Raw genomic sequence first — 25736 nt, 5'->3', positions numbered from 1 at the left:
CCCGTTTTTTCTAAACGGCTCCGGTTTTTTTGTTGGTAGCTACCGAAACGATGATGTACGATAATATAATGACGGGGATGGCGGCAAACCGTAGCAGGACAAGCAGAACGATACACGATAACAGGAAAACATACTTTATTGCATTTTCCCGGAATCCCCAGTTCTTGAACTTCAGGGCGAACAGTTTTACTTTGGCATTGAGGATATAACAACTGATAAATGTAAGAATGATGAGCACCCATGTGTTTCGGATCAGAGAAAATGCCAGTTCGCTTTCCTGGTAAATCAGTATGAGTGGAAGTGAGAGTATGAATAATGTATTGGCAGGAGTAGGCAGGCCTGTAAAAGAAGTCTGCTGATCATCGTCGATATTAAATTTAGCCAGCCTGTATGCCGAGGCCAGGGTAATAAATAATCCTGTAAAAGGTATAAAGCCCTGGGGAGAAGAAAGGTCTACACGGATGCCCTGTCCCCACGATCCCGGATCAAGGCTCAGCTGTAACAGGTGGTACATTACCATTCCCGGAACCACGCCGCTGGTGACCATGTCGGCAAGAGAGTCCAGCTGGAGCCCGATGTCGCTCTGTACATGCAGTTTACGGGCGGCAAAACCGTCAAAAAAATCGAAAAATATACCGAGAAAAACAAAAAAGGCAGCAATCCCGGTCTGTCCGTTTACAGCATATATGACAGCTACGGTTCCGCAAAAAAGGTTGAGCAGCGTAAGAATATTCGGAATATGTTTCTTCATAAGAAATAGAATGTTTCGGTAAAAATACGAGATTAATAGTATTTTAGTATAAGTTTGACCAAACTTTGGTAACTTGCCTTATTATATATAGTCTAAGGTTCCTGCCGGACCCGAAATACCGTAAAGATGACAAAAAATAATTTGGTTCTGGCCTTGTGCTCAGGATTATTACTTGCCGCCGGATGGCCTGTTTATGGCATCCCGCTATTGCTTTTCACGGCTTTTGTGCCTTTACTTCTTGCCGAAAAAAATATCCGGATGTCCGGGAAGCCCCGGAAAGGACAAAAGGTGTTCGGACATGCCTACCTGACTTTTCTGGTCTGGAATAGTATCACGACATGGTGGATATGGTATTCGACGCCATTCGGTATGACATTTGCCATAGTTGTTAATTCTCTGCTGATGACGCTGGTGTTCTGGATGTATCATCTCGTAGCGCGAAAACTGCCGCCGAAAATACACCTGGTGTTTTTACCGGCTTTGTGGATGGCCTTTGAAAAATTTCATCTCAACTGGGATTTTTCCTGGCCCTGGCTGAACCTCGGTAATGGATTTTCCGAGTATCCCGCCTGGATACAGTGGTATGAGTACACCGGGACCTTCGGGGGAAGTCTTTGGATATGGATAGTCAATATCGGAATATTTCTAACCGTGGGAGGCTATCTACAAAGCAGGGATAAAAAACGGCTTACCCGTGGTATCGCGGGAAATGTACTGGTTATAGCCATCCCTGTTATTATATCTCTTTTTCTGTACAGTAGTTATAAGGAGCCCGAAAACAAGGCTGAGGTCGTACTCCTGCAACCCAATGTGGATCCGTATAGTGAAAAATATGAGTTGCGGAACAAAACCACGGCAACAAATATGGTCCGGATGGCAGAAGCTGTCGTCGATGAAAATACAGACTACCTGATTGCTCCCGAGACCACACTTTCGGAAGGCGTGAACATAGATGGTTTCGGAAGGTCTCAGGGTAAAATGATCCTGCAACAGTTTGCCGTAAAGCATCCCCGTTTACAGATTATCACCGGGGCCGATTTTTACAGGCGCTATACCGGTCCGGAACATCCGACACCTACAGCCAATAAAATACGCGGGGGCGGATGGTATGATGCCTATAATGCGGCCGTGCAGATCAATAAGACCGATAGTCTGCAGTTTTATATCAAATCCAAACTGGTGGTGGGTGTAGAGCACTTTCCGTTCAGGAGTATTCTCGAACCTGTATTGGGTAATATTATGATCGACCTTGGTGGGAGCATATCCTCGCGTGCGGTGCAGGATGAACGGTCCGTATTTACTTCGGAAAGCGGAGAAGCCGCTCCGGTCATCTGTTATGAATCCATATACGGCGAATTCGTCACCGGTTATATCCATAAAGGAGCAGATTTCCTGGCCATAATAACCAACGATGGCTGGTGGAGCAATTCACAGGGACATAAGCAGCATCTCAGTTACGCAAGGTTGAGAGCCATAGAAACACGGCGCAGTGTTGCCCGGAGTGCCAATACGGGGATATCTGCATTTATCAATCCCAGGGGGGATATCCTGCAAACCCTTGCTTATGATACCCGGGGGACCCTTAGGGGAGAAATAGCAATGAATGAAAAACTCACTTTTTATGTGAAATACGGCGATTATATAGCACGTTTGGGGGTGATGATAGCCGGACTCATCCTTCTTTTCGCTCTGGGAAAGAAGAAACCGCAGGCATTGTAAAAAACAAAAGGCATGAACTCCACCGGAGAATCATGCCTGATTATATTTGATAAAAAAATTAGTCTTTGCTCACATTTCCGGATACGGATTTTCCGGAAGACACGGACTTGGGGTTACCGGAATACCGGACATTACCGCCACTGCTGGCATCGGCGACCAGGTCTTCGGTAACATGGATATATACATCGCCCCCGCTGCTGGCTCTGGCCTTGCATTTGGCTACTTTAAGATCCCTGGCCCTGACAGCGCTCCCACTGCTCGCCTCGGCATCGAGTGTGTTGGCTTCTCCCTTGATCCGGATATCCGATCCGCTGCTGCTGTCGCAGGAAACATAATCGGCATGCGTTTCCACGACAATATCACTGCCACTGGAAGATTTCAGTTCCAGTTTATCGCTTTTCAGTAGGTTTTCCACAATAATATCGGCGCCGCTGGAGGAGGTAATACCTTCTATTTTCGGAGCGCTGACATATATTTTTTTAGCCTTGGCATTTCCAATGCTTTTTTTGGCATAGATGTGGAGCTCGTTGCCTTCTACTTCGGTACGGATAAGCTCCAGGAGGTTTTCGTCGGCTTCTACCGTAACCTCAAAAGTATTTTCCTGCCGGATATAAACATCGAGCCCGTGGCTGGCTTTTACGGAAGTAAATCCGTCCGCAACGGAGGTTCTTTTTTCAGTTTGTACGTTCCCGTTTCCCGATACACCTGCGATATTAAACTGGCAGGAAGAGAGAAAGAGGGATAGTGCTGCTGCGATGAGTAATTTTACGATTGTGGTCATAGCTGTTCGTTTTTTGGTTGATAGATGATGTTGATGATAGATGATTATTGATTGCTTATTGTGCTTACAAAGTTGTTCTGTTTTATCCGGTAGTTATAATATTTTTTTCTGAGTTGTATAATTTGGCAGATGAACTGTTATATCACCGTGTCTTTTTTGGTTCCGGCTTTGATCTGTATTCCCTCACGGTCAATTTTCATTTTAAAATTCTCCCCGTTTTCATCCTTGATATCGATATCGATCCCCTCCGAGTCGATCCTGATCCTGTCATTGTCATGAGGTTCCTCTTTCATATCTTCATCAGGAATCTCTTCGGTTTCGCAGTCCAGGCAGATCAATTCGTTTTTTCCGATCTTCCAGAAATGGTTGGCCATGTCATAGGTAGCATACCTCATATTGTTGGCATGGTCAGAACCTAATTTCCGCTGTATCGAAGGATCGAGGTAGATCACCGTACCGGTCGGAAGCGCAACAGTGATCTTTACTTCCTGGTTCCTGTATTTATTGGCGTAATCGGTAAGCAAATAGTCATGAAAGTAAAGGGTGTTGTTTTTCATGGCGTAATCGTATGCTATACCGGATGCCTTTTCCCGCGCCTTGTCATAACTGCTGCTTTCTGCACTTTTCAGTATCTTAACCGTTCCTGTACTATCTTCAGAGGCCTTAAAATTGATCCTGACAGCTTCGAGATACAGTTTTCGGGAGTCGTCTTTCATAACAATATCAAACCGGTCGTGATAGTACCTGTCATCCCAGGAGTCATAGCTTTCGGCACGGAACCATAAGGTATCCGAAACCGGGGAGGGGAGTTTACGCATTTCTGTGGAACTCGCGGTGAAAGCCTGCTCCGTAGCCTGTTTGATCCCCAGTGCGGTAAGTCCTATCACAGCCAATATCCAAAGGGCAAGCAGTACATATTTTGCCGTATTGCCAATGGATTTCAGGTTGTTGACCAGGATTTTCAGGCCGAGCAGGAACAGGAAGAAGAACGGAATTCCGATGGCAAAGAAAGCCATGACAGATACTGCCCATACGGGAATTCCCGTGGCATTGTGCACTTCGATATAATAGCTCCAGGGGCCTTCGATCAACCCTGTAGATCCGAAGGTAAACAGCCCGATGAATAACCCGATGATAACCCCGGCGGCACATAGAATGATGATGATCCCTATGAATTTGGCTATGACATTGAGCAGTACGCCCATGGTGTCACCGAGGAAATCAAAGAAAGTCCTGGAACTCGACTTTACCCGGTTTCCCACTTTCTTATAATCTACGTTTTTAACCTTTTCGGAGACTTCCGTAAAACCCTCTCTCACCTTTTTTTCGATGTTGCTGATGTTTACAGGTTCCCCTTTCATGGCGAGCTTTTGCGAAGTCGTGGTGGCTTCCGGCACAAGTATCCATAACAATATATAGATCAGAATCCCCGATCCTACACCGGCGACGACAAGAAACACCCATAACAGTCGTATCCATAACGCATCTACCCCGAGATAATGTCCCAATCCGGAAGAAACCCCGCCGATATATTTGTCATCGGGATCGCGGAAGAGTTTTTTACCTGCTTTTCTTTGGGTGGAAGATGCCTGTGAAGAAGAGGAGGAAGAACTTTTCCTTTTAGGCTCGTCTTCGAAGATCTCATCATCTACGAGATAATCTTCCGGTTGCCCCATAATAGTGATAACTTCATCGACTTCCGACACCCCGATGACCTGTCTTTCGTTCTTGATCTTTTCCGAAAAAAGCTCGGCAATCCTGGCTTCGATGTCCGCAATGATCTCATCACTGCCCTCGGAGCTGGTAAAAGATCGTTTTATAGCCTCGAGGTAATTCCGGAGTTTTATATAGGCATCCTCATCGATGTGGAAGAAGAGTCCGCCGAGATTTATATTTGTTGTCTTATTCATTATCTGAGGTTTTTTGGCTTGTTACAATAGTTACAGCATTGTGCAGTTCTTCCCAGGTGGAAGAGAGTTCGTTGAGAAATAGTTTTCCCGTATCCGTCAGGGTGTAATACTTTCTGGGAGGACCGGAAGTTGATTCTTCCCAACGGTAATTGAGCAGCCCTGCATTTTTCAACCGGGTTAGCAGCGGGTATATCGTGCCCTCCACTACCAGCATTTTTGCGTCTTTCAGGGTTTCCAGTATTTCCGAGGCATATTTGTCCTTATCCCGAAGAATGGACAAAATGCAGTATTCCAGAACTCCCTTACGCATCTGCGCTTTTGTGTTTTCAATGTTCATGAGTTCATAAATGCTTTAATTAACTGTTCGTTTTTTGATGATGGTATGATGATGATTGATGGTCTAACGGATGAAATTAACAGTCATAGGATATCGGTATGCCAGGCCTTCATGAGCCTTCATCGCCGCGATGATCGTACAGATCACGTTGAGCAGAAAAAGCGAAAGGTAGAGAATGCCATATACACCCCACAGTAAGAAATGTTCGCCGTGGTTGAATATACTGTCGAGTCCGGTTTGGATGTTGATCGTATCCATGCCCCCGATAAAATTGAAACTCGCAAAATCCCACGCTGTAAACAGAGCAAGAGGAATGGCCGTGATTCCCAGGGCTATGTTATAAAGCAAAATGCTAACCTGGAAATTGATGGCCTGCTTACCGTGATATTCCACAAAAGGAGAGCTCTTCTTATTGGACATCCAGAATACGAGGGGCAATAAGAAGTTTCCGAAAGGAACAAGATACTTGGAGAAGGTAGAAGCATGTATTAATGCGGCTACATTTCTATGGTTTTGTGTGATAGTCGATTCCATAACCTATTATTTTCTTATGCAAATATATATCCAAAAGAAGGTATTATGCAAAACATAGTACTTAAAATTAACATAATATTAACATGTGTAATCGGTAGATATGTTGTTTATTTAGAGTGAAAGGGGCAGCTTAAGGAAGCCGGGAAGCCTTGTTTTTACGGTGTTTTTGCTGATTTTTCAGATAGGAATAAAACAATCTTTTTCGGTATAACGATATTTTCAATATCTTGTCCGTAAAAAACGGAATATGACGATTTCTCCCAGGAAACTGAATACCTTTATCATGTTCAAACTCCCCTCGGCCTGGTGGTGCGGGGTGCGGGTAAAACATATAGATGAGAAAAGCTGTGTAGTTACCGTTCGTCACCGCTGGATTAATCAGAATCCTTTCCGATCGATGTTCTGGGCGGTACAGGGTATGGCTGCGGAGTTGGCTACGGGCGCTATGGTGATGACCAAAATACAGGCCACGGGGAAAAAAATATCTATGCTTGTGGCCAATAACAATGCTAATTTTTCCAAAAAGGCCAAGGGAAAGATCACTTTTACCTGTAACGACGGGGAACGTATCGAAGAAGCACTCCGCAAGACGATGGAAACCGGAGAAGGGCAGACCTTCTGGATGCAGGCCATAGGTAAGGACGAACAGGACGATGTGGTCTCTGCTTTTAATTTCGAATGGACGGTACGGGTAAAGTCGTGATGTATTGTTGCCGGGGTATTTCCCGGATTACCGATATGGTGTGGAGTCTTTACGACTATCAAAGGAACACTTTCCGCTAAGGATCTCAAAGAAGAGCCTGAAATCCGAAACCAGGCTCCACAAGGGATATTTAAAGGTGGCCGGTTTGTTTTTTTCAAAAAAGGCATGGCCTGCCCAGGCAAATCCGTAGCCCGTTACCGGAACCAGCACCCATGCCCAGCCTCCTCCCGTAGCGAGAAAGACCACAACGAGAATCAGGGTAAGAAAGGTTCCTGTAAAGTGCAATATACGGCTGGTTTTATTCCGGTGTTCGGTGAGGTAAAACCTGTAAAACTCCGCAAATGACCTGATCTTTTCTTCCATAGCCGAACCGTTTGACATACAGCCCTAAAAAGTTACATGAAAATAGTTAACCGGCACATTTTCAGACATCTGTTTTTCTCGGGATATCTTTGGAGAGCCGGGAGAGCAATTCGTAATTCAACTGGTTGCTGTAATCACCGAAGGAGGCTACCGACATGTCGTCCTGTCCCTGGCTACCGATCATCACCACTTCATCTCCCGTTTTAAGACCTTTGAGTTCGGACACATCCACAATCATCATATTCATGCCTACATTTCCGACAACGACGCATCGTCTGCCATGGATCAGTACCCGGCCCTGATTGCTCAGCGAGCGGCTGTACCCATGCGAGTATCCGACGGGCACCACGGCAATTTTCATTTTTTGTTTGGCCATAAAGGAGGTGCCATATCCGATAAAATCACCCGATTTCACTTCCTTGATACTCATCACTTCACTGGTCCAGGCGATGACCCTGCGTAACGGATCGGTTTTGATCTTTCTTTTGTTCAGAAAACTGACAAAAGTTTCCGGGCTGGGCCATAACCCGTATTGCATAATGCCGATGCGGACCATATCCATACGGGTCTCCGGATATACCATGGCAGCGGCAGAGCAGGCCGTATGTCGTAGTTCCGGTACAAGCCCTTCTTTCTGGAACATGGTGTACACTTTTTTATACATCCCGATCTGTTCCGTAACACGATAGTGATTGGCAACGCTTTCGGCACCTGCATAATGAGTACAGAGTCCTTTGAAATCGAGGTGTTCCTTTTCTTTTTTCAACAGGCGGATGACGGTGGGAATTTCGCGTAAATCAAATCCGGTACGGTTCATCCCTGTTTCTACTTCGATATGAATCCCCGCTTTTTTACCTGATTTTTTGGCAGCTCTGACCGCCTGTTGCAAACGTTCTTTTTCAAAGACAAAAAAGGAGACATCATGAGCAATGGCCCAGGGAATATCCTCGTTTTGAAGAAATCCCATGATCATGATTTCCGTGTTCTTTGTCGCTGCTTCTTTTACTTTTTTTGCCTCGTCCGTATCAAATACGGAGAAGTGGCGGATGCCGCAACGCGAGGCCATCCGTACAAACTCCGGTATACCGTGTCCGTAGGCATTACCTTTAACCACGGATGATATTTTTACATCCCTGCCAAAGGTTCTTTTCAAAAAGGTAATATTTTTTTTAAGAGCAGATAGACTTAATGTAATGGTCGAATTGGTGTGCATATTATTGTTGCGCGGTTACTTTTTGAATTAAGGAGTGAAACATACGGATACCTGTAGGTATGATATCGTCCGGAAAATCGTAATCGGGATTGTGAAGAGCCGGGGTCTTTTCTCCGGCCCCGAGTCCGAAGAGGGCCCCCGGGTATTTTCGGGTAAAAAGGCCGAAATCTTCACCCCAGCCAAAAGGAGTGTCTTTCTCGAAGAGATCAAACCCTTCGGAAGTCGCGGCTTCACGTATCCATTGTGTGGGCTGCGGATGGTTTTCATTGGCAAAGAAGCCCTGCGTCCATGAAATTGCGTTTTTCAGCCCGTGACGCCGTGCAATTTCCTTGACTATGGTCTCGGCTGTTTTTGCCATATTTTCCATACGATCGTTGTCTTTACAGCGGATTGTAAAATGAATTTCGCCTTCCCCCGCGGATATCCCATAGGCTTTTTCTCCCATGCGGATGTGGACCGGAGTCACCTGGCAGAAATCGTCCGAAGTCATATCCGGTTGTACCAGTGTGCGGAACTCTTCAATAATTTCGGCAATAGCGTATGCAGGGTTAATTCCCTTTTGCGGTTCTCCCGCATGAGCGGTACGGCCCTGAAGTGCTATAATAATGCTGTGTACGGCAGGAGTAAAGATATGCTCCTTGACCACCACCTGCCCCGCGGGAAAGCCCGGTACGTTGTGCAGGGCAAAGACGTAATCCGGTTCGAGTTTTTTCCATTGCTTGTCGGCAAGCACCTTTTTCGCACCTTCGCCGTTTTCTTCCGCAGGCTGAAAAAGGAGTATAACTTTACCGTGTTCCGGCCGGTTTTCATGGCATATCATAGCGAGTCCTGCAACCATAGCCATGTGGCCGTCATGCCCGCATTTATGAGACACACCTTCATATTCCGAACGATGGGCGAAGGTGTTGACTTCCGGGATAGGCAAAGCATCGAGCTCGCATCGTATAAGCACGGTCTTTCCGGGCTTTGTTCCGTGGTATATCGCAGCAATACCATGCCCCCCCAGGTTTTCTGTAATTTCATCGGGATGGTATTCACGGAGAAAGGAGCTGATCTTTTTTGCGGTTTCCTTTTCGTGTCCTGATACTTCCGGATGCCGGTGCAAATCTCTTCTGAGATGAATGAGTTTTTTCTTATCAATGTGAATATCAGTCATATTTAAGATTTTTGTTTCGGGGATACCCGGAGATGACGGAGGGTCGGTTCCACTAAATTAAGAAATTTGAAGAGAACACCAGAAGGAATGCATAGAAATCTCGGGCGCTGTAACACCTGTGGTGTCATGGGGTCCGTGTCTTTTCTTTCATTTTTTTTCCTTATTTTAAGGGCACACAAATCCTTTGCTATGAAAATATCCCTGAAAAGTTTCAAACCCTTTTTGCTTCCTACCCTGCTTTTTATGATGGCCCTTGCTGTTTCCGTACTGAAAACTACCTTTTACGGTATAAACCGTGAAATCGGGGTGCTTATGGAAAAATTGGGTGCTATTCTTCTGATTGTCAGTTTTGCCTGGGCGGCTATTGTGGCAACAGGCATAGCCAAAAAGCTCTTTCTGCGGCATGCTGACCTGACCGTAGCGGACAACCTTCATTCGCGCAAGCTCTATACCCAATACAATATCATTGAACGGGTCGTTATTTTTATCATCATCCTGATGGCCATAGCGTTCGTACTGATGTCTTTTGACAATATCCGCCGTATAGGGATCAGTATTTTTGCTTCTGCGGGTGTAGCCGGGATTATCCTGGGACTTGCCGCACAAAAGGTCTTCGGTTCTATGCTGGCCGGTTTACAGATCGCTTTTACCCAGCCTATCCGGGTAGACGATGTGGTCGTCGTGGAAGGGGAGTGGGGACGTATCGAAGAAATTACCCTGACCTATGTCGTTATTAAAATATGGGATCTGCGGCGCCTGGTGGTGCCCTCTACGTATTTTATAGAACACCCTTTTCAGAACTGGACCCGCACCAGTGCGGAGATCCTCGGTACCGTCTTTATCTATACCGATTATTCGGTGGATTTTGACCGTATGCGGGAAGAATTGACCCGCCTCCTGGAAAGTTCACAGTTGTGGGACGGGAAAGTCAATGTACTGCAGGTAACCGACGCAAAAGAGAACAGGGTAGAAGTACGGGCCCTGATGAGTACCCGGAATTCTTCGGACGGATGGGATCTCCGGGTATATGTACGGGAGCACCTGCTTGTTTTTATGCAGCGGGAATTTCCGGATAGTCTGCCGAAGACGAGGGTTTCGCTGGAGCATGATTCCCCCCGGGGCTATGCCTCCGGTACCGGGGTGGCCTCGTAAAAAACACAGGTATTTCTGTAACGATTTTGTTTTCCGGGCTACTTATACAACGATATAATCGATAAAAACAGAACCAGATGACAGCACACGAAATTGATTACCATATTTACGGCGAGGAAATGCAATATGTGGAAATAGAGCTGGACCCGCAGGAAGCCGTTGTTGCCGAGGCAGGCAGCTTTATGATGATGGATAACGGTATAAGTATGGATACCATCTTCGGAGATGGGTCTAACCAGGAAAAAGGAGTATTGGGAAAATTGTTCTCCGCCGGAAAGCGCTTATTGACCGGGGAGAGCCTTTTTATGACCGTTTTCCTGAATGCGGAAACCGGAAAGAAAAAGGTAAGTTTTGCCTCTCCCTATCCGGGAAAGATCGTCCCCATAGATCTTACCCATTACGGTGGTAAATTTGTATGCCAGAAAGATGCTTTTCTCTGTGCGGCAAAAGGAGTGAGTGTCGGGATTGAATTTTCAAAGCGCTTGGGGAGAGGTTTCTTTGGGGGCGAAGGTTTCATTATGCAGAAGCTCGAAGGAGATGGTATGGCCTTTGTGCATGCCGGAGGAACTATGGCCCGTAAAGAACTTGCCCCTGGTGAGGTTTTAAAAGTAGATACGGGTTGTATTGTAGGCTTTACCAAAGATGTGGATTATAATATAGAGTTCGTAGGAGGAATAAAAAATACCGTATTCGGAGGGGAAGGACTCTTCTTTGCTACGCTTCGCGGTCCGGGAGTGGTTTATATTCAATCGCTACCCTTTAGCCGCCTTGCCGGAAGAGTATGGGCAGCCGCACCTCAGGGCGGAGGAAAAGACAAGGGAGAAGGCAGTGTGCTCGGAGGACTCGGAGATATGCTGAGCGGAGACAACCGTTTTTAAAACGGGTTCATGGCCTGTCGCCTGATTAGTAATACCAAGCAAAGCCCGTATGACCGGGTTTTTATGGTCTTATAGGCTTGTTATCGGGTTTCCGCAATACTGTTCAGGTTTTTATCCTTACCGTATCCGGCACCAGTCCCGTATAATCCCCGTTATTGCGTATAACGTCGCGGACGATAGAAGAACTGATATAAGATTTTCCGGAAGAGGTCAGTAAAAATACAGTTTCGATCTCGGATAATTTCCGGTTGGTATGAGCAATAGCCTTTTCAAATTCAAAATCTGCGGGATTCCGGAGTCCTCTCAGGATAAACTGGGCATCGATCTGTTTGCAGAAATCCACCGTCAGTCCCTCGTAGGTCATAACCCTGATCTTGGGAATATCCCGGAAGGCCTCTTCTATAAATCTCTTTCTTTCTTCTATGGGGAACATATATTTTTTCTCCGCATTGATCCCTATAGCTATCACCAGTTCATCGAATAGTGTTAATCCTCTGGTAATAATGTCGTAATGCCCGAGGGTGATCGGGTCGAAAGACCCCGGGAAAATGGCTCGCTTCATGGTTTCGTTTTTTGAGGTTTGTTATCGGGCTGTTGCTTTCCCTGTAAGATAACTATTTTTTTAGAGCTTCCGCTACGGCATTGTCAAAAAGATCTCCGAGGGAAATCCCGGCGACCCCGGCTTGTTGGGGCAGGATACTTTCTGCCGTCATTCCCGGAATAGTATTGATCTCCAGCAGGTGCGGAACATCATTTACAATGATATATTCGCTCCGGCTGAAACCCGATAGTTTCAGGATTTCATATACTTTTTTCGCAATTTCGGAAACTTTTGCCGTCATTTCATCCGGAAGACGCGCCGGAGTGATTTCCTGGGATTGTCCCATGTATTTGGCGTTGTAATCGAAAAAATCGTTTTCCGAAACAATTTCCGTAATAGGGAGTACGGTGGTTTCTCCTCGGTAACGGATAACCCCTACGGATACTTCCGTACCGTCGAGGAAAGACTCTATGATAATCTCGTCGTCTTCCTTGAAAGAATATTCGATAGCCTGCATCAGGTCTTCTTCCCGGTGTACCTTGGATACCCCGAAACTCGAGCCGGCCTTATTGGCTTTTACGAAACAGGGCATACCTACCCTGGCCACGATATCCGAAGTGCTGATCTCGTCTCCTTTGTTCAGGTAGAAAGATGTGGCACAGGGAATGTCGTAGGCTTTGAGTACCGAAAGACAATCCCGCTTGTTAAACGTCAGGGCTGCCTGGTAAAAACCGCAGGATGTATGCGGAATGTTCAGCAGGTCCAGGTAGGCCTGCAGGTAACCATCCTCTCCCGGAGAACCGTGAATGGCAATAAAAACACCGTCGAAATTTATTTTCTCTTTCCCGGGAGAAATACTGAAATCGTGACGGTCTACGGGAAATTCCTCATCGTGATCATCGACATACACCCATTTATCCCTGAAGATGTGAATGCGGTAAAGATTGTACACGTTGCGGCTGAGGTGCTGATACACCACATTGCCGCTTTTCAGGGAAATTTGATACTCACTGGAGTATCCCCCCATGAGGATAGCAATATTTTTTTTCATTGGTTACACGAAAGAGTTCCGAAAATTCGTTTAATCAAAAGTATCATTAATAAATCAAAAGATAAAAAACTTTTCCGATTAAATTCGGCGCGGATCCGCACTAACGGAGGCCTGTATGGGTTGCTGATGAACAGGGGTATGACGACCCTGCATTTCCTTCCCGGAGAAAGCAAACAGTTTTATATCTTTGTCAACTAAATTAAGGACATGAGTATTTTTAGATTCCTGGGAAGCAAAGCCTTTTTAACCCAGATAATAATAGCCGTTGTGGTACTGGGAGCATTGGTTTTGCTCGTTTTGCAATGGTTGAAGATAACAACCAATCACGGGGAGTTTGTTACTGTGCCGGATCTTTCCAAGAAGACACTGAACGAGGTGAAAGGAACGCTGGACAATGCAGACCTCCGTTTTGAAGTTCTGGATTCGGCGAATTTTAACCCGGGATATCCGCGGTATTCCGTTATAGAGCAGGAACCTCTGGGGGGAAGTACGGTAAAGCGAAACAGGAAGATCTATCTTACCATCAACCCTTCCGGTTACCGTGAAGTCAGTGTCCCCAATATTATACAGGTAACCCGAAGGAATGCCGAGTCTATGTTACGGGCTGTAGGCCTGGAAGTGGGCAGAGTGGAATACATCGATGAGATCGGAAAAGATATGGTGTACTACATTCAGTACCAGGGGAAAAAAATTGCCCCCGGAGAAAAGTACCCGAAGACTACGAAGATAGACCTCGTTTGTGGAAACGGCGGTGAAGAAGAACGGAAAAAAGAAGAAGCGGCCAAAGCAGCCGAAGAAGCCGGAGAAACCAATACAGAACAGGATGGCGGAGCATAACGAGATCGAAGAACAGGACGACGAACTATACGAACACTACAATTTTAAGGCAGGGAGAGGGCAGGAACCTTTACGGGTAGATAAATTCCTGATGAATTTTATAGAGAATGCCACCCGTAATAAAATACAGCAAGCCGCCAAAAACGGTAATATATGGGTGAACGGTGCAGCCGTGAAATCCAATTACCGGGTGAAGGCCGATGATGAGGTCAGGGTACTTTTTGAGCATCCGCCATACGAATACCTGCTTACCCCGGAGAATATCCCCCTGGATATTGTTTATGAAGACGATGAATTGCTGGTCGTAAACAAACCTGCAGGTATGGTAGTACATCCCGGTCACGGCAATTACAGCGGAACACTGATCAATGCTTTGGTATACCATTTCGATCACCTTCCCAAAAACAGTAATGAACGCCCCGGACTGGTACATCGTATAGACAAAGACACCAGCGGACTTCTGGTGGTAGCCAGGACCGAACAGGCCATGACGCACCTGGCCAGGCAATTCTTTGATAAAACCAGTGAGAGAGAATATCTGGCGCTGGTATGGGGCAATGTAAAAGAAGACGAAGGTACGGTAGAAGGACATATAGGACGGCACCCTAAAAACCGTTTACAGATGGCTGTTTTCGAAGACGGCTCACACGGAAAAGAAGCCGTTACCCACTACAAGGTGCTCGAACGCTTCGGTTATGTAACCCTGGTGTCCTGCAAACTCGAAACCGGGCGAACCCATCAGATACGTGTTCATATGAAACATATAGGGCATACCCTGTTCAACGATGAGCGTTACGGGGGAGAGAAGATACTCAAAGGGACCACGTTTACCAAATATAAGCAGTTTGTGGAAAATTGCTTTAAGACCCTGCCGAGACAAGCCCTCCACGCCAAGACCTTAGGGTTTGAGCATCCGGTGACCGGGGAGATACTGCGATTCGATTCGCCCATACCCGACGATATGGAGTTGTGTCTCGAAAAATGGCGTAAATATGCCAGGCATACGGAACTGTAAAATTTTACAACTTTTACGGCAAAGTTCGTTCAGGCTTTCCTAATTTTACATAACCCTAAATTAATTTCACCCCCATGAAAAAAGCACTGTTTTCCCTGGCGGCACTTGTGCTCGTTCTGAGCTCCTGTAAAAAAAAGGAACCTGTAGATGTTGTTGTTATCAACGCCAATGTGTACACTGTCAACGACAACTTCGACAAAGCCACTTCTTTTGCTATTAAGGATGGCAGGTTTGTCGCCGTAGGAAGTATGGCAGATATAAGTGATAAATACTCGGCCAGAGAAATTATTGATGTCAACGGAAAAACGGTGTTTCCCGGATTTATAGATGCCCATTGTCACTTTTACGGCCTCGGCCTCAATCAGCAGCATGCCGATTTGCGCGGTACCGGTAGTTTCGAAGAGATTGTAGAGCGTATCGTAACCTTCAACAGGCAGAGACAGCCGGAAGTGATCTTCGGCAGAGGCTGGGACCAAAATGACTGGGAGGGCAGGGACTTTCCCGATAATCATGTACTTGACTCCCTTTTTCCCGATATTCCCGTGGTACTCGAACGTATAGACGGGCATGCTTATATGGTGAACAGCAAGGTGCTGCGAATGGCCGGGATAGATGGAAAAACCACTTCGGAAAACGGACAGATTGTTCTCAGGAACGAAAAACCTACCGGAATACTTATTGACGGCCCCATGCGTCTGGTAGACTCCGTCTTACCACCTCCCGGAAGAAAAATACAGGTACAGGCATTACAGGATGCCGAAAAGATATGTTTCAGTTACGGACTTACCACGGTAAGTGATGCCGGACTCGGTCGTGAAGTCATAGAACTCATCGATAGCCTGCAACGTATGGAGGCGCTGAATATGCGTATCTACGCTATGGTGAGCAATAATTACAAAGATGTGGTGTACTTCCTGTCGAGGGGAGTTAAAAACACGGGGAAACTACATGTAGGATCGGTAAAAGTATATGCAGACGGGGCATTGGGCTCCAGGGGAGCAGCTCTGAAAGCTCCGTATACGGATGATCCCGGACATCACGGCGCCATGGTAACCCCGGTTAAGGACATCGAAGCCCTGGCTATAAAAATAGCTTCTTCCGGTTTTCAGATGAATACCCATGCCATAGGAGACTCGGCAAATATTGCCGTGCTTCGCGCGTATGACAAGGCACTGAAAGGAAAAAAGGACAGGCGCTGGCGGATAGAACACGCACAGATCATAAGCCCGGAAGATCTCGATTATTTCGGAAAAGGGATCATACCCTCGGTGCAACCCACACATGCCACAAGCGATATGTACTGGGCGCAGGACCGCCTGGGGAAAGAACGGATGAAAGGAGCTTACGCGTATAAAACACTTTTGGACAAGGCCGGGGTCATAGCACTCGGAACTGATTTTCCGGTAGAGGAGGTCAACCCTTTTTATACTTTTTATGCCGCGGTGAGCCGAAAGGATCTCAAAGGATACCCGGAAGGAGGATTCCAGCCTGAAGACGGACTGAGCCGTGAAGAGGCCCTTAAGGGAATGACAGTCTGGGCGGCATATGCCAACTTCGAAGAAAATGAAAAAGGGAGTATAGAAAAAGGAAAACTCGCCGATTTTATTATCGTGGATAAAAATATTATGGAAATTCCCTTACAGAATATCCCGGAAACCAAGGTAGAAGGGACGTTTGTAGGTGGAAAAAAGGTATACTGAACCCAATCGGTATCCGTGATCTCCGAAGCTATCCGAAAATCCTTTATTTTTGTGAGCAAACGGTCATGAAGTGATACGCAATATTCCCGATATACGAAAAAACTTCACGCCCTTACAGCCTTTTGCCGGACAGTACGGGGAAGGGGTATGTTATAACGAACTGTTTCCGCACCATGACCTGTCGGGGCTTATCTATTGTTATTGGGAACTGAAAACCATTGCTCCTTTAAAAACTCTTTTTCAATACAAGGTGGTGGCCGATGCCTGTACCGATATTTTTTTTGAAACGGAAAATCCGGAGCAGCTTTTCGTTATGGGATTTTCTACAGGTTATACCGAGTTTCCGCTGGGGTATCGTTTCCGTTATATGGGCATCCGTTTCCTGCCTTCGGTTTTCCCTTTGTTGTTCCGTGTTGACGGACAGGAGCTCGCCGGAAAGGTGACGGTCCTGGGCGATGTGCTTCCGGGAATCTTTAAAAGTCTTGTGCAATATATGCCGGAAACGGCCTCTTTTACGGAATACGCGTGTTTTTTCGATGCCCGTTTCCGGGAAATAACAACCGGGTTGATGCCGGCGATTGACGGTCGGTTTTTTAATGCTCTTGATATCATCCTGAGAAAAAGGGGAGGATTACGGTTACAGGATGAACTGGATACGGGGATCAGTCCGAGACAATTGCGACGTCTTTTCGGTTTTTATATGGGAAGTACACCCAAAGCCTTTAGCAAGGTAGTGCGTTTTCAGTATGGTTTGCAAACGGGCCTGGCCCGATCGGTAGGGGAAGACCCCATGTTTTTTTATGATGCGGGGTATTACGACCAGTCCCATTTTATACGGGAATTCCGGCAAATGTACGGATGTACTCCGGCTGATGTGATGAAAGAAAAATAAAAAAGCCGGAAATGTTATCTGGTAACAATTCCCGGCTTTTTCGGATAGTAATAAAAAGATTTATCTTGCTCTTACCGGAACCTTTACTCTTGTGGTGTCCCATCCGAGATACATGTCAGCACTTTCATCGTCTCCCGGTTCGAATGTTATGGAAAAAGCTTCCAGAGACTTTTTGTCCTTGCTTGCCGGTACTGTGACTCTCGCTACATCCTTATCCTGTTTATAATCAAAAGCGCCCCAGACGTCGGTATCACTGTTGAGGATTATCGTCCATTCCTGTTGTCCGGGAATGCTAAACAGGGTATAGGTACCTGCTGCTACGTCCTGGTCTCCAAAGGTAACATCTTTGAAGAATGTGATCTCTGTGGCCTCATTGGCACCTGTACGCCATACCTTATCATAAGGGACGAGATTCCCGAAAACAGGTCTGTCTTTCTTCAGGGGGCGTCCGTAAATGACCTTGGCCACCGGTGGTGCCTTGCGATCGGTACGGTAATAAGCAATATCACACGGACTTTTATCCAGTCCGCTGAAATTCTGGGCATAAGATCCTATGGAGAAACCTATTGTCAGGATCATGATACATGCGCTAAAATATGTTTTCATAAGGGAGGATGTGTTTTTTATTTGTTTGTACTAAATTAAAAAATCATCTTCAATTATAGCGATGAGCCCCGTAAACTTTGGCATATTTTTAAGGCTTGCCGGAAATCCGTGTTTAAGCCCGCAGCGCCTGGTCGAGATCGGCGATCACATCCGATACGTTTTCCAGACCTACGGAAACCCTGACGAGTCCGTCCGTAATACTTACCTGCAGGCGGTCCTCTTCGCTGAGCTTGCTGTGCGTGGTAGAGGCCGGGTGGGTCACAATGGTCCGGGTGTCTCCGAGATTGGCGGAAAGCGAGCACATTTTAATAGCATCGAGGAATTTGCGTCCTGCTTCTACGCCACCCTTGATCTCAAAGGCCACGATACTTCCACCCGCCTTCATTTGATTCCTGGCCACCTCGTATTGTGGATGCGATTTCAGGAAAGGATATTTCACCCAGTTGACCTGAGAATGCTCTTCGAGAAATGTAGCTACTTTAAGGGCATTTTCACAATGTCTGTCTACACGGACAGCCAGAGTCTCCAGGCTCTTGGAAAGCACCCAGGCATTAAAAGGAGAGAGTGACGGTCCGGTATTTCGGGAAAACAGGTAGATCTCACGGATGAGGTCTTTTTTTCCTACGGTAATTCCCCCGAGTACACGACCTTGTCCGTCTATGAGTTTGGTAGCGGAGTGTATCACCAGATCCGCTCCGAATTTAATTGGGTTTTGCAGGTAAGGGGTGGCAAAACAATTGTCGATAATGAGGATCAGGTTGTGCTCTCTCGCAATCTCACCCAACAGTTCCAGGTCCAGAATATCCACTGCCGGGTTGGTGGGGGTTTCGGCAAACAGTATTTTGGTTTCCGGGGTGATCAATGACCTTATTTTTTCCGTCTCGTTCACCTTGAAATAAGAGGTGTTGATATTCCATTTCGGCAGGAATTTGGTAAACAGCGTGTGGGTAGACCCGAATACGGAACGGGCAGCAACGATATGGTCGCCGCTGTTGAGCAGCGCCGCAAAGGTAGAGAATACGGCTGCCATCCCGGTAGCAAAGGCATAACCGCTTTCGGCACCTTCCATCTTACAGATCTTATCGACAAACTCCGAAGTATTCGGGTTGGTAAAGCGACTGTATATATTCCGCTCTTTTTCTTCGGCAAAGGAAGCTCTCATATCTTCGGCGTCCTCAAAAACAAAGCTCGACGTGAGATACAGCGGACTGGTATGTTCCAGAAATTCTGTTCTTTCTATTTGTGTGCGTATGGCATCGGTTTCAAAATGGGATTTGCTCATGATCTTGTATTTTGTTTTATTAGCTGATCGGAATATGTTACTGTAAAATTTCTCCGGCGATGCGGTCCATATATTCCGTGATTATTCTGATATCGTTTTCATCGGTCATCCAGTTGACAAAAGCCGCACGGATACCCTTTCTGTCCCGGTAGACCGTTGGGGTCATAAAGACTTTCCCGGTGCGGTTGAGTGCGCTAAGAAACCGGGAGACTGTTTCCTGGTTTTCCGTGCCGCTTAGCGTAAAACATACGGTATTGAGTCTAACGGGAGCCAGGAGTTCAAATTTAGGGCTTTGTACTATAAATTCTTCGAGGAGTCCGGACATTTTTACCGAATTCTCTACGATATGACGGTATCCTTTTTTCCCGTAAGCCATAAGGGTAAACCAGACGGGGAGGGCTCGGAGTCTCCTTGAGTTTTCCGGAAGAAAATTCAGGTAGTTAAAATTTTCCGAAGGGTCTCCGAGGTACGGGGCATCGGAATTCTGAAACGTTTCGACCTGCAGGCGTTTATGTTCTTCCCTGACGAGGAAAAAGGCACTGTCGTAAGGCACGTTAAGCCATTTATGACAGTCTATGGTAATGCTGTCTGCTTTTTCCCAGTCTTCGAGCAGGTGCTTATGCTGTGGGGAACAGGCGGCGAAACCGCCGAATGCGGCATCGATATGCCACCAGAAATTATGGTTTTCGCGCAGTCTTGCGATCGCTTTGAAATTATCGAAATCTACGGTGTTTACCGTTCCGGCACTCGAAATCAGGATAAAAGGAGCTCCGTTCAGGGCTCGGATACGGCGTTCGAGGTCTTCGGTATCCATGGCTTCCCGGTTACCGTCTGCTGTGTTTACACGGATGATGTTCCTGCTTCCGAGACCCAGCATGGCCAGTGACTTTACCGAAGAAGAATGCGGAGTGGCGGACAGTACATTTACCCGGTCGGTAATACCGTCTTTGGCATAATCCTTTTCCTGTTGTTTCCCGTACCACTGCCGGGCTACTCCCAGGCAGGTAAAGTTGGACATCGTGGCCCCCGTAACAAAGCCTCCGAAGAATTCTGCCGGAAGTTCAAACAGATCGAGCAACAGGGATATGGCTTCCTCTTCTATAACCGCCGATATATCTCCTTCTCCCCGTGAAACCTGGGTATTCTGGTCATATACCGTAGCCAGCCAGTCTCCTGCTATAGAAGCAGGTGTAGTACCCCCGGTAACAAAACCGAGATACCGTGGCCCGGAAGAAGCAACCATGAGCGGTTCAAACCTCGTATTGAACAATTCCAATGTTTTTGCTGTGCCCAGTCCTTCTTCGGCCGGTTCGGGAAGATCGGCGATCTCCGGTATGGCGAATACGGACCGGCCAGGCAGGCTGCCGAGGTACCCGGCAGCCTGGTTGGTGATATCGTTCAATAGGGATTGCAGTTGACCGAAATCCTGTTTTAAATGTGGAGTCATCCTGTGTGTTTCTTTTGTGTTACAGAAGCGGTTTACTATGCTCCCCGGTCTGCAAGACGGAGAATATCTCCGAATACTCCCCGGGCGGTTACGCTGGCACCCGCACCGGCTCCCTGGATCACCAGGGGTCGTGTGCCGTAAGACTCCGTATAGATCTCGAATATGGAGTCGGAACCTTTAACCTGGCCAAGGGCACTTTGTTCGGGTACGGAAACGAGTTTTACTTCGAGAATACCTTTATCCTGTTGCAGGTCTCCGGAAAGTTCTCCGATATACCGCAATACATGTCCGGGTTCCTGCCTGGCCTTGATCTCTGCATAAGGCGCGTCGAGTTCAGCCAGACGCGACAGGAAACCGGAAGACTCACCCTCGCGAAGTCCGGAAGCTTCCGGGATGAGATTTTGTATTTTTATATCACCGAATTCGTTGTGCAGGTCCAGTTCCCGTGCGAGGATGAGCAGCTTCCTTCCTACGTCGTTACCGGACAGGTCTTCCCTCGGGTCGGGTTCGGTAAACCCTTTGTCGATGGCTTCCTGTAATACGCCACTGAACGGCCGGTCTTCCAGTGAAAAGGTATTGAAGAGATAACTGAGCGAACCGGAAAATACTCCCTTGATCCCGGTAATATTTTCGCCGGAAAGATGAAGTAGCTTTATGGTGTCTATCAATGGCAGACCGGCTCCTACGTTGGTCTCGTAAAGATACTGCTTCTGGTTCCGGTCCAGCGTTGCTCTCAGTTCTTTATAAAAATTGTAGCTCAGGGTATTCGCTATTTTGTTGGATGATACGATATCAAAACCATTTTCGATAAGCCCGATGTAGTGCTCCACAAAATCCGTACTGGCCGTATTGTCTATAGCAATCAGGTTTTCGAGGTGGTGCGCTTTGGCATAAGCGATAACGGCTTCTGCTCCCGAAGGCGAACTGCTGTCCGCGATGGCATCCTTCCAGTCCGTACCTATACCGTTTTTGTCCAGTAGTGCTTTTCGGGAATTGGCAACCGCGAAAATATTCAGGCGGATGTTCTTGCGTTTTTCAATGGTATCTGCAGAGGAGAGGATTTGTTCGATAAGCGTTCCTCCCACCAGGCCATGTCCGAAAATAGCGATATTGATCTTTTTGGAGATCCCGAAGATCTCTCCGTGAATAACATTGAGTGCTTTGTGAAGCTGAGATTTTTTAACCACAAGGCTGACGTTCTTTCCGGTCACCGTGTTGTTAAAAAGCAGGGGGACTACCTGGTTACGGATCAGTGCGTTGTATGGTTTGTGAAAAGTGCTCAGGTCTTGCCCGACAATGGATATGACGGAAACATCGTCTACGGCCGAGATTTTATTGACGTCTTTGGAATAAAAATCCTTTTCGAATTCTTTTTCGAGTTCCACGATAGCTTGGGTTGCGTTTTCCGCATCCACCACGAGCCCTATACCGCGTTCCGAAGATCCCTGCGAAATAATGCTGACACTGATGTTACTGTCGCCGAGCGCCCTGAATATCCTGGCATCTACTCCTGCTTTTCCCAGGAGGCCGCGGCCTTCGAGATTGAGCAAGGCCACATTTTCCAGTACGGAAAGCGATTTTATACCCTCTTTGTTGGGTGCGGAGGTAATCAGTGTTCCCTTGTTGTCATTGTTAAAGGTATTGAGTATCCGTAGCGGGATGTTTTTTTCGATAAGCGGTATAATCGTTTTTGCGTGTAGTATGGTCGCTCCGAAATTAGCCATTTCGTTAGCCTCATTGTAAGACAGCTGCGCTATACGCTGTGCATCGGGGACGAGCTCCGGGTTGGCGGTAAAGATGCCATCCACATGGGTGTAACTCTGCAATTCTTCGGCATCAAGGAAATTAGCGATGAGTGAAGCGGTGTAATTGCTTCCGTTCCTGCCGAGCGTTGTCGTCTCGTTCCTGGCATTGGAAGCGATAAAACCGGTTACGATATTTACGGTGTTATGGTTATGCTCTTCGAAATGGCGGAGTACATTTTCCTTGGACAGTTTCTCGAGGGGTTGGGCATTTCCGAATTTCTCATCGGTTTTGATGAGTTTACGGGTGTCGGTAAACACGGCCGGAAACCCTTTGTGTTTCAGGACCTCCGTAATGAGTTTTGCGGAAATGACCTCTCCTTTGGACAGGATCTGGTCTTTGATCTTGGAGCTGTAATCCCCGAGTAGCCTTACCCCTTCAAACAGTTTTTCCAGTTTGGTGAATTCAGCAGTGAAATCCACATAGTCGAAACCGGCTTGCTGATAGTCTTTAAAGGCTTGCAGTGGCTCGGTATAATCTTCGCCTTTGGCTGCTTTTTCAAGGAGGTCCTCCAGTTCGTTGGTCGCATTACCTCTTGCGGAAACTACTACGGTGATCTTTTCACCCTGTGCTATTTTGTCTTCTATAATCTGTAATGCATTGGTAATTCCTTCTCCGTTGGCGAGTGATTTACCTCCAAACTTCAATACTTTCATCCTGTTGTTTTTTCCTTTTTGAAATATACCTCCTATGAGTTTTTCCAGTTGTTCGAATTCTATTAAAAAAGCATCATGTCCGTGTACGGAGTGTATTTCCCCATACGTAACCCTGTCGTGAGCCTGCGCAAGCTGCTTGTGGGTTTCCCGGTTTTCTTCGGCGGTGAAGAAAAGATCGGAGTCCACTCCGATAATATGAATATTGGCATTGATAGATTCCAGAACATTAAAATGTGCTTTATGCCCCCGGGTCACATCGATGGTTTTCAACAGTTGGTTCATCAGCTTGTAGGCCGCAAGCTGAAAACGTTCCTGGAGTTTATTACCGTGGTGCAATAACCAGCTTTCCACATTAAAAACCTGGAGTTCCTCATTGGTAGTCCGGTTAAAGCGGGTTTTGAAAGATGCAGGTGTACGATAGCACAGCATGGCATGCATACGGGCATCATGTACGGGCTGGCGGGAGTTTACGAGAAACTGTTCCTGTACCTGGCAGTTGGCAATGAGCCAGTCTGTCGATTTCCAGTCAGATGCTATAGGAATAAGATGTTCCGTGATATCCGGGTTGAGCACGGCCATTTCCCAGGCAATACCACCGCCCATGGAGCCACCGATAAGGGCAAAAAGTTTCTTGATACCCAGCCTGTGAAGGCCGGTAAGAAATATTCTGGCGATGTCTCGTGCTACGAAATCTTTGTAGTTGTCAATGACAAAACCGTCATAACCGTTTCCGGGAACATTAAAAGCCAGGATGGTATAGAAATCCGTATCTATACCTTTGCCTTTTCCGATCAGGTCTTTCCACCAGCCTGTTTCCCCGGCAACATCGGAGTTTCCGGTAAGGGCATGGTTAATCAGGATCACGGGGGCTTCTCCCATAGGTTTGCCGAAAACCTGGTAAGACAGCGGAATACGCGGAACTTTTACACCGATCCCGGTAGTAAAATCTGTGATCTCAAGCTGATTTAAATTGCTTTTCAATGTAACTGTGTTTTAGTTGTATGCTATATGTTACCAGAAAAGCTATTACGGAAAGTAATTACCCTGCAAGCCGTGTTGAGTAAAACACGGGGTTATCTTTCCCCTTAGGGGTAGAATGTAGCACCTTCTCCGTGGGGGAGGGTTGCTAAGGCTTCAACGGGTCTATTCCCTCAGCCTTTCTTGATAACATTGAAATTATTTTTCTGAACTTCGTGTAATGCCTGCCGTATTAACGAGCGCAAAACAGGGGCAAAGTAATGGAATTATAATGAAACAGGCAACAGTTGAATGATTTTTTGTTCGCAAATGTTGTGTTATCATACGGACCCCGGGGTGTCCGAACCGGGTAGAGGTGTGAATATTCCCCGGGAGCATGCACAGGAAGCTGTCCGTAGCTGTCGCTTACAGTGTTCCCAGTATTTTGTCCATAATCCATGCAGTGTGTACGGCCGTCGACCCGGTAGAGGGGTGTATGCCCGCTCCGCTAAGCTGACGTTGCATGTTTTCTACGTGATGCAGCTGTATGTGTTCCGGATTATCGACAAACAGTTCCTGAGTGCTTTCTTGGGTAAGTAGTGTCAGGGGGGCTTCCTCGAAAACCGAAAAGGTAATACTCCCGAGGCTTCCGGAAATTTCAACCCTGTCGGTACGGGTATGGCTCCCGAAATTCCAGCTTCCGGAACCCGTAATGCCGTTTTCATGTATCCAACACGCAGTCATGGCATCTTTGGCCTGGTAAAGTCCCTGCTGATTGGTGCTTATACCATGTACGTCGCTGATGTCCCCGAGAAGGAAGGTAAACAGGTCGAGCCCGTGGCTGGCCAGGTCGTCAAAATAACCACCCGGAGCGATCTCGCGATCGGTTCTCCAGTTATATTCTCCGGAAAGATCCTGCGGAGTAGCCGGTTTGCTGAGATGCCAGCTGATATGTCTTACCTCCCCGATGCGGTTGCCGTGAAGCCAGTTTTTTACCTGAGTGAACCTGGGCAGGGAACGCCGGTAGTAGGCTACAAAAAGAGGGATGCCGGCATTTTCGAAGGCCCGCTGTATGTCCAGGCAGTCCGCATGCGACGGGGCCATGGGTTTTTCTATACAACAAGGTTTGCCCGCCTGTGCTGTTTTCAGGGCATAATATTTATGCGTATCCGGGGGAGTGGCAATATAGATGGCATCGATTTCCCCGTCCCGGATAAGGGCATCGGCATCGGTATAATATTTTCGGATACCATGTCTTTGTGCATAATCCTTTGCTTTGTCTTTATCGCGCCGCATGACGGCGGCAACCTCAAAGCCTTTGGTTTTGTAATAGGCAGGACCGCTCTTTTTTTCGGTGACATTTCCGCAGCCTATGATTCCCCAGCGTATAATTTTATCGGTGTCCATATAAGTTGTGGTTTTGGTTTTTCCCGATCCCTCATGAAGTGCAGG

The 25736-nt window shown here is 46.9% G+C and carries 23 protein-coding genes and 1 riboswitch; of the genes, 8 read left to right on the top strand and 15 right to left on the bottom strand.

Features of this window, described 5'->3' with window-relative positions; all coding sequences use genetic code 11:
- Nucleotides 1-10 precede the first annotated feature (10 nt).
- Nucleotides 11-751, bottom strand: coding sequence for a CDP-alcohol phosphatidyltransferase family protein (locus tag BT112_RS00505; RefSeq protein ID WP_072315343.1), 741 nt, complete (start codon nucleotides 749-751; stop codon nucleotides 11-13).
- A 126-nt stretch (nucleotides 752-877) separates the two neighbouring features.
- Here BT112_RS00505 and lnt point away from each other — a divergent pair, with 126 nt between their 5' ends.
- Nucleotides 878-2470, top strand: coding sequence for an apolipoprotein N-acyltransferase (gene lnt, locus BT112_RS00500; protein WP_072315342.1), 1593 nt, complete (start codon nucleotides 878-880; stop codon nucleotides 2468-2470).
- Nucleotides 2471-2528: 58 nt separating this feature from the next.
- On the opposite strand, the gene BT112_RS00495 is transcribed toward lnt, so the two are convergent.
- From BT112_RS00495 to BT112_RS00480, 4 genes are all read right to left on the bottom strand, one after another.
- On the bottom strand, nucleotides 2529-3251 hold the full coding sequence (locus BT112_RS00495) for a head GIN domain-containing protein (protein WP_072315341.1): 723 nt from the start codon (nucleotides 3249-3251) through the stop codon (nucleotides 2529-2531).
- A gap of 137 nt (nucleotides 3252-3388) precedes the next feature.
- Nucleotides 3389-5161: a PspC domain-containing protein gene (locus BT112_RS00490; RefSeq protein WP_072315340.1), complete on the bottom strand. Its 1773-nt coding sequence runs from the start codon at nucleotides 5159-5161 to the stop codon at nucleotides 3389-3391.
- Nucleotides 5154-5498 carry a PadR family transcriptional regulator gene (locus BT112_RS00485; protein ID WP_072315339.1) on the bottom strand — a complete coding sequence of 115 codons (345 nt, stop codon included), beginning with the start codon at nucleotides 5496-5498 and terminating at the stop codon, nucleotides 5154-5156. The genes BT112_RS00490 and BT112_RS00485 overlap by 8 nt, the downstream gene beginning before the upstream one ends.
- 63 nt (nucleotides 5499-5561) lie before the next feature.
- Entirely contained in the window at nucleotides 5562-6032 is a 471-nt protein-coding gene (locus tag BT112_RS00480; protein ID WP_072315338.1) for a DUF4870 domain-containing protein, read from the bottom strand.
- A gap of 247 nt (nucleotides 6033-6279) precedes the next feature.
- Between BT112_RS00480 and BT112_RS00475 the strand changes: the two genes are divergently transcribed.
- Nucleotides 6280-6735: a DUF4442 domain-containing protein gene (locus tag BT112_RS00475; RefSeq protein WP_072315337.1), complete on the top strand. Its 456-nt coding sequence runs from the start codon at nucleotides 6280-6282 to the stop codon at nucleotides 6733-6735.
- Nucleotides 6736-6762: 27 nt separating this feature from the next.
- Here BT112_RS00475 and BT112_RS00470 read toward each other — a convergent pair whose 3' ends face one another.
- The 3 genes from BT112_RS00470 to BT112_RS00460 all read right to left on the bottom strand — a co-directional run bounded on the left by BT112_RS00470 (nucleotide 6763) and on the right by BT112_RS00460 (nucleotide 9467).
- Nucleotides 6763-7098 (bottom strand): Mpo1-like protein, encoded by a 336-nt coding sequence (locus BT112_RS00470; RefSeq protein ID WP_175545716.1) that lies wholly within the window; start codon nucleotides 7096-7098, stop codon nucleotides 6763-6765.
- Nucleotides 7099-7159: 61 nt separating this feature from the next.
- Entirely contained in the window at nucleotides 7160-8311 is a 1152-nt protein-coding gene (alr, locus tag BT112_RS00465) for an alanine racemase (protein ID WP_072315335.1), read from the bottom strand.
- Between the two features lies 1 nt (nucleotide 8312).
- A complete protein-coding gene (locus BT112_RS00460; RefSeq protein ID WP_072315334.1) occupies nucleotides 8313-9467 on the bottom strand; it encodes an amidohydrolase in 1155 nt (384 codons plus the stop codon).
- Nucleotides 9468-9656: 189 nt separating this feature from the next.
- Between BT112_RS00460 and BT112_RS00455 the strand changes: the two genes are divergently transcribed.
- On the top strand, nucleotides 9657-10619 hold the full coding sequence (locus tag BT112_RS00455) for a mechanosensitive ion channel family protein (protein WP_245776948.1): 963 nt from the start codon (nucleotides 9657-9659) through the stop codon (nucleotides 10617-10619).
- A 77-nt stretch (nucleotides 10620-10696) separates the two neighbouring features.
- Nucleotides 10697-11497 (top strand): TIGR00266 family protein, encoded by an 801-nt coding sequence (locus BT112_RS00450; protein ID WP_072315333.1) that lies wholly within the window; start codon nucleotides 10697-10699, stop codon nucleotides 11495-11497.
- 103 nt (nucleotides 11498-11600) lie between these two features.
- Here BT112_RS00450 and coaD read toward each other — a convergent pair whose 3' ends face one another.
- Together coaD and BT112_RS00440 are read right to left on the bottom strand one after the other, a co-directional pair.
- Nucleotides 11601-12059, bottom strand: coding sequence for a pantetheine-phosphate adenylyltransferase (gene coaD, locus BT112_RS00445; RefSeq protein ID WP_072315332.1), 459 nt, complete (start codon nucleotides 12057-12059; stop codon nucleotides 11601-11603).
- Nucleotides 12060-12111: 52 nt separating this feature from the next.
- On the bottom strand, nucleotides 12112-13089 hold the full coding sequence (locus BT112_RS00440; RefSeq protein WP_072315331.1) for a D-alanine--D-alanine ligase: 978 nt from the start codon (nucleotides 13087-13089) through the stop codon (nucleotides 12112-12114).
- A 207-nt stretch (nucleotides 13090-13296) separates the two neighbouring features.
- Between BT112_RS00440 and BT112_RS00435 the strand changes: the two genes are divergently transcribed.
- The 4 genes from BT112_RS00435 to BT112_RS00420 all read left to right on the top strand — a co-directional run bounded on the left by BT112_RS00435 (nucleotide 13297) and on the right by BT112_RS00420 (nucleotide 17533).
- Nucleotides 13297-13926, top strand: a complete 630-nt coding sequence (locus BT112_RS00435; protein WP_072315330.1) for a PASTA domain-containing protein — start codon at nucleotides 13297-13299, stop codon at nucleotides 13924-13926.
- Nucleotides 13913-14941, top strand: a complete 1029-nt coding sequence (locus BT112_RS00430) for an RluA family pseudouridine synthase (RefSeq protein ID WP_072315329.1) — start codon at nucleotides 13913-13915, stop codon at nucleotides 14939-14941. Before BT112_RS00435 ends, BT112_RS00430 begins: the two co-directional genes overlap by 14 nt.
- Before the next feature lie 74 nt (nucleotides 14942-15015).
- On the top strand, nucleotides 15016-16641 hold the full coding sequence (locus BT112_RS00425; protein WP_072315328.1) for an amidohydrolase: 1626 nt from the start codon (nucleotides 15016-15018) through the stop codon (nucleotides 16639-16641).
- A gap of 70 nt (nucleotides 16642-16711) precedes the next feature.
- Nucleotides 16712-17533, top strand: a complete 822-nt coding sequence (locus BT112_RS00420; RefSeq protein WP_072315327.1) for a helix-turn-helix domain-containing protein — start codon at nucleotides 16712-16714, stop codon at nucleotides 17531-17533.
- 60 nt (nucleotides 17534-17593) lie between these two features.
- Here the strand turns inward: BT112_RS00420 and BT112_RS00415 are convergent, their stop codons facing one another.
- The 5 genes from BT112_RS00415 to BT112_RS00395 form a co-directional block, all read right to left on the bottom strand.
- Entirely contained in the window at nucleotides 17594-18139 is a 546-nt protein-coding gene (locus tag BT112_RS00415; RefSeq protein ID WP_072315326.1) for a DUF2911 domain-containing protein, read from the bottom strand.
- 112 nt (nucleotides 18140-18251) lie between these two features.
- Nucleotides 18252-19421, bottom strand: a complete 1170-nt coding sequence (locus tag BT112_RS00410; protein ID WP_072315325.1) for a trans-sulfuration enzyme family protein — start codon at nucleotides 19419-19421, stop codon at nucleotides 18252-18254.
- 37 nt (nucleotides 19422-19458) lie between these two features.
- Nucleotides 19459-20868, bottom strand: a complete 1410-nt coding sequence (locus BT112_RS00405; protein ID WP_072315324.1) for a pyridoxal phosphate-dependent decarboxylase family protein — start codon at nucleotides 20866-20868, stop codon at nucleotides 19459-19461.
- Between the two features lie 35 nt (nucleotides 20869-20903).
- Complete coding sequence (gene thrA / locus BT112_RS00400) at nucleotides 20904-24308, bottom strand: bifunctional aspartate kinase/homoserine dehydrogenase I (protein ID WP_072315323.1); 3405 nt, start codon at nucleotides 24306-24308, stop codon at nucleotides 20904-20906.
- An 89-nt stretch (nucleotides 24309-24397) separates the two neighbouring features.
- A riboswitch (SAM riboswitch) is annotated at nucleotides 24398-24498 on the bottom strand.
- A gap of 212 nt (nucleotides 24499-24710) precedes the next feature.
- Nucleotides 24711-25691, bottom strand: coding sequence for a Gfo/Idh/MocA family protein (locus tag BT112_RS00395; protein ID WP_072315322.1), 981 nt, complete (start codon nucleotides 25689-25691; stop codon nucleotides 24711-24713).
- Between the last annotated feature and the right edge of the window lie 45 nt (nucleotides 25692-25736).

The organism is Sinomicrobium oceani (assembly GCF_900119185.1).
Taxonomy (GTDB): Bacteria; Bacteroidota; Bacteroidia; order Flavobacteriales; family Flavobacteriaceae; genus Sinomicrobium; species Sinomicrobium oceani.
The sequence above is the reverse complement of the archived record's forward strand: the minus strand, read 5'-3'. Positions and strand labels throughout refer to the sequence as shown.

Bases quoted from the DNA above. Each gene is read 5' to 3' on its own strand.
- alr (WP_072315335.1), bottom strand. From the start codon at position 8,311: ATGCACACCAATTCGACCATTACATTAAGTCTATCTGCTCTTAAAAAA.
- BT112_RS00425 (WP_072315328.1), top strand. From the start codon at position 15,016: ATGAAAAAAGCACTGTTTTCCCTGGCGGCACTTGTGCTCGTTCTGAGC.
- BT112_RS00460 (WP_072315334.1), bottom strand. From the start codon at position 9,467: ATGACTGATATTCACATTGATAAGAAAAAACTCATTCATCTCAGAAGA.
- BT112_RS00440 (WP_072315331.1), bottom strand. From the start codon at position 13,089: ATGAAAAAAAATATTGCTATCCTCATGGGGGGATACTCCAGTGAGTAT.
- BT112_RS00495 (WP_072315341.1), bottom strand. From the start codon at position 3,251: ATGACCACAATCGTAAAATTACTCATCGCAGCAGCACTATCCCTCTTT.
- BT112_RS00505 (WP_072315343.1), bottom strand. From the start codon at position 751: ATGAAGAAACATATTCCGAATATTCTTACGCTGCTCAACCTTTTTTGC.
- BT112_RS00470 (WP_175545716.1), bottom strand. From the start codon at position 7,098: ATGGAAGAAAAGATCAGGTCATTTGCGGAGTTTTACAGGTTTTACCTC.
- BT112_RS00490 (WP_072315340.1), bottom strand. From the start codon at position 5,161: ATGAATAAGACAACAAATATAAATCTCGGCGGACTCTTCTTCCACATC.
- BT112_RS00410 (WP_072315325.1), bottom strand. From the start codon at position 19,421: ATGAGCAAATCCCATTTTGAAACCGATGCCATACGCACACAAATAGAA.
- BT112_RS00475 (WP_072315337.1), top strand. From the start codon at position 6,280: ATGACGATTTCTCCCAGGAAACTGAATACCTTTATCATGTTCAAACTC.
- BT112_RS00485 (WP_072315339.1), bottom strand. From the start codon at position 5,498: ATGAACATTGAAAACACAAAAGCGCAGATGCGTAAGGGAGTTCTGGAA.
- coaD (WP_072315332.1), bottom strand. From the start codon at position 12,059: ATGAAGCGAGCCATTTTCCCGGGGTCTTTCGACCCGATCACCCTCGGG.
- BT112_RS00450 (WP_072315333.1), top strand. From the start codon at position 10,697: ATGACAGCACACGAAATTGATTACCATATTTACGGCGAGGAAATGCAA.
- BT112_RS00435 (WP_072315330.1), top strand. From the start codon at position 13,297: ATGAGTATTTTTAGATTCCTGGGAAGCAAAGCCTTTTTAACCCAGATA.
- BT112_RS00455 (WP_245776948.1), top strand. From the start codon at position 9,657: ATGAAAATATCCCTGAAAAGTTTCAAACCCTTTTTGCTTCCTACCCTG.
- BT112_RS00415 (WP_072315326.1), bottom strand. From the start codon at position 18,139: ATGAAAACATATTTTAGCGCATGTATCATGATCCTGACAATAGGTTTC.
- BT112_RS00430 (WP_072315329.1), top strand. From the start codon at position 13,913: ATGGCGGAGCATAACGAGATCGAAGAACAGGACGACGAACTATACGAA.
- lnt (WP_072315342.1), top strand. From the start codon at position 878: ATGACAAAAAATAATTTGGTTCTGGCCTTGTGCTCAGGATTATTACTT.
- BT112_RS00405 (WP_072315324.1), bottom strand. From the start codon at position 20,868: ATGACTCCACATTTAAAACAGGATTTCGGTCAACTGCAATCCCTATTG.
- BT112_RS00480 (WP_072315338.1), bottom strand. From the start codon at position 6,032: ATGGAATCGACTATCACACAAAACCATAGAAATGTAGCCGCATTAATA.
- BT112_RS00395 (WP_072315322.1), bottom strand. From the start codon at position 25,691: ATGGACACCGATAAAATTATACGCTGGGGAATCATAGGCTGCGGAAAT.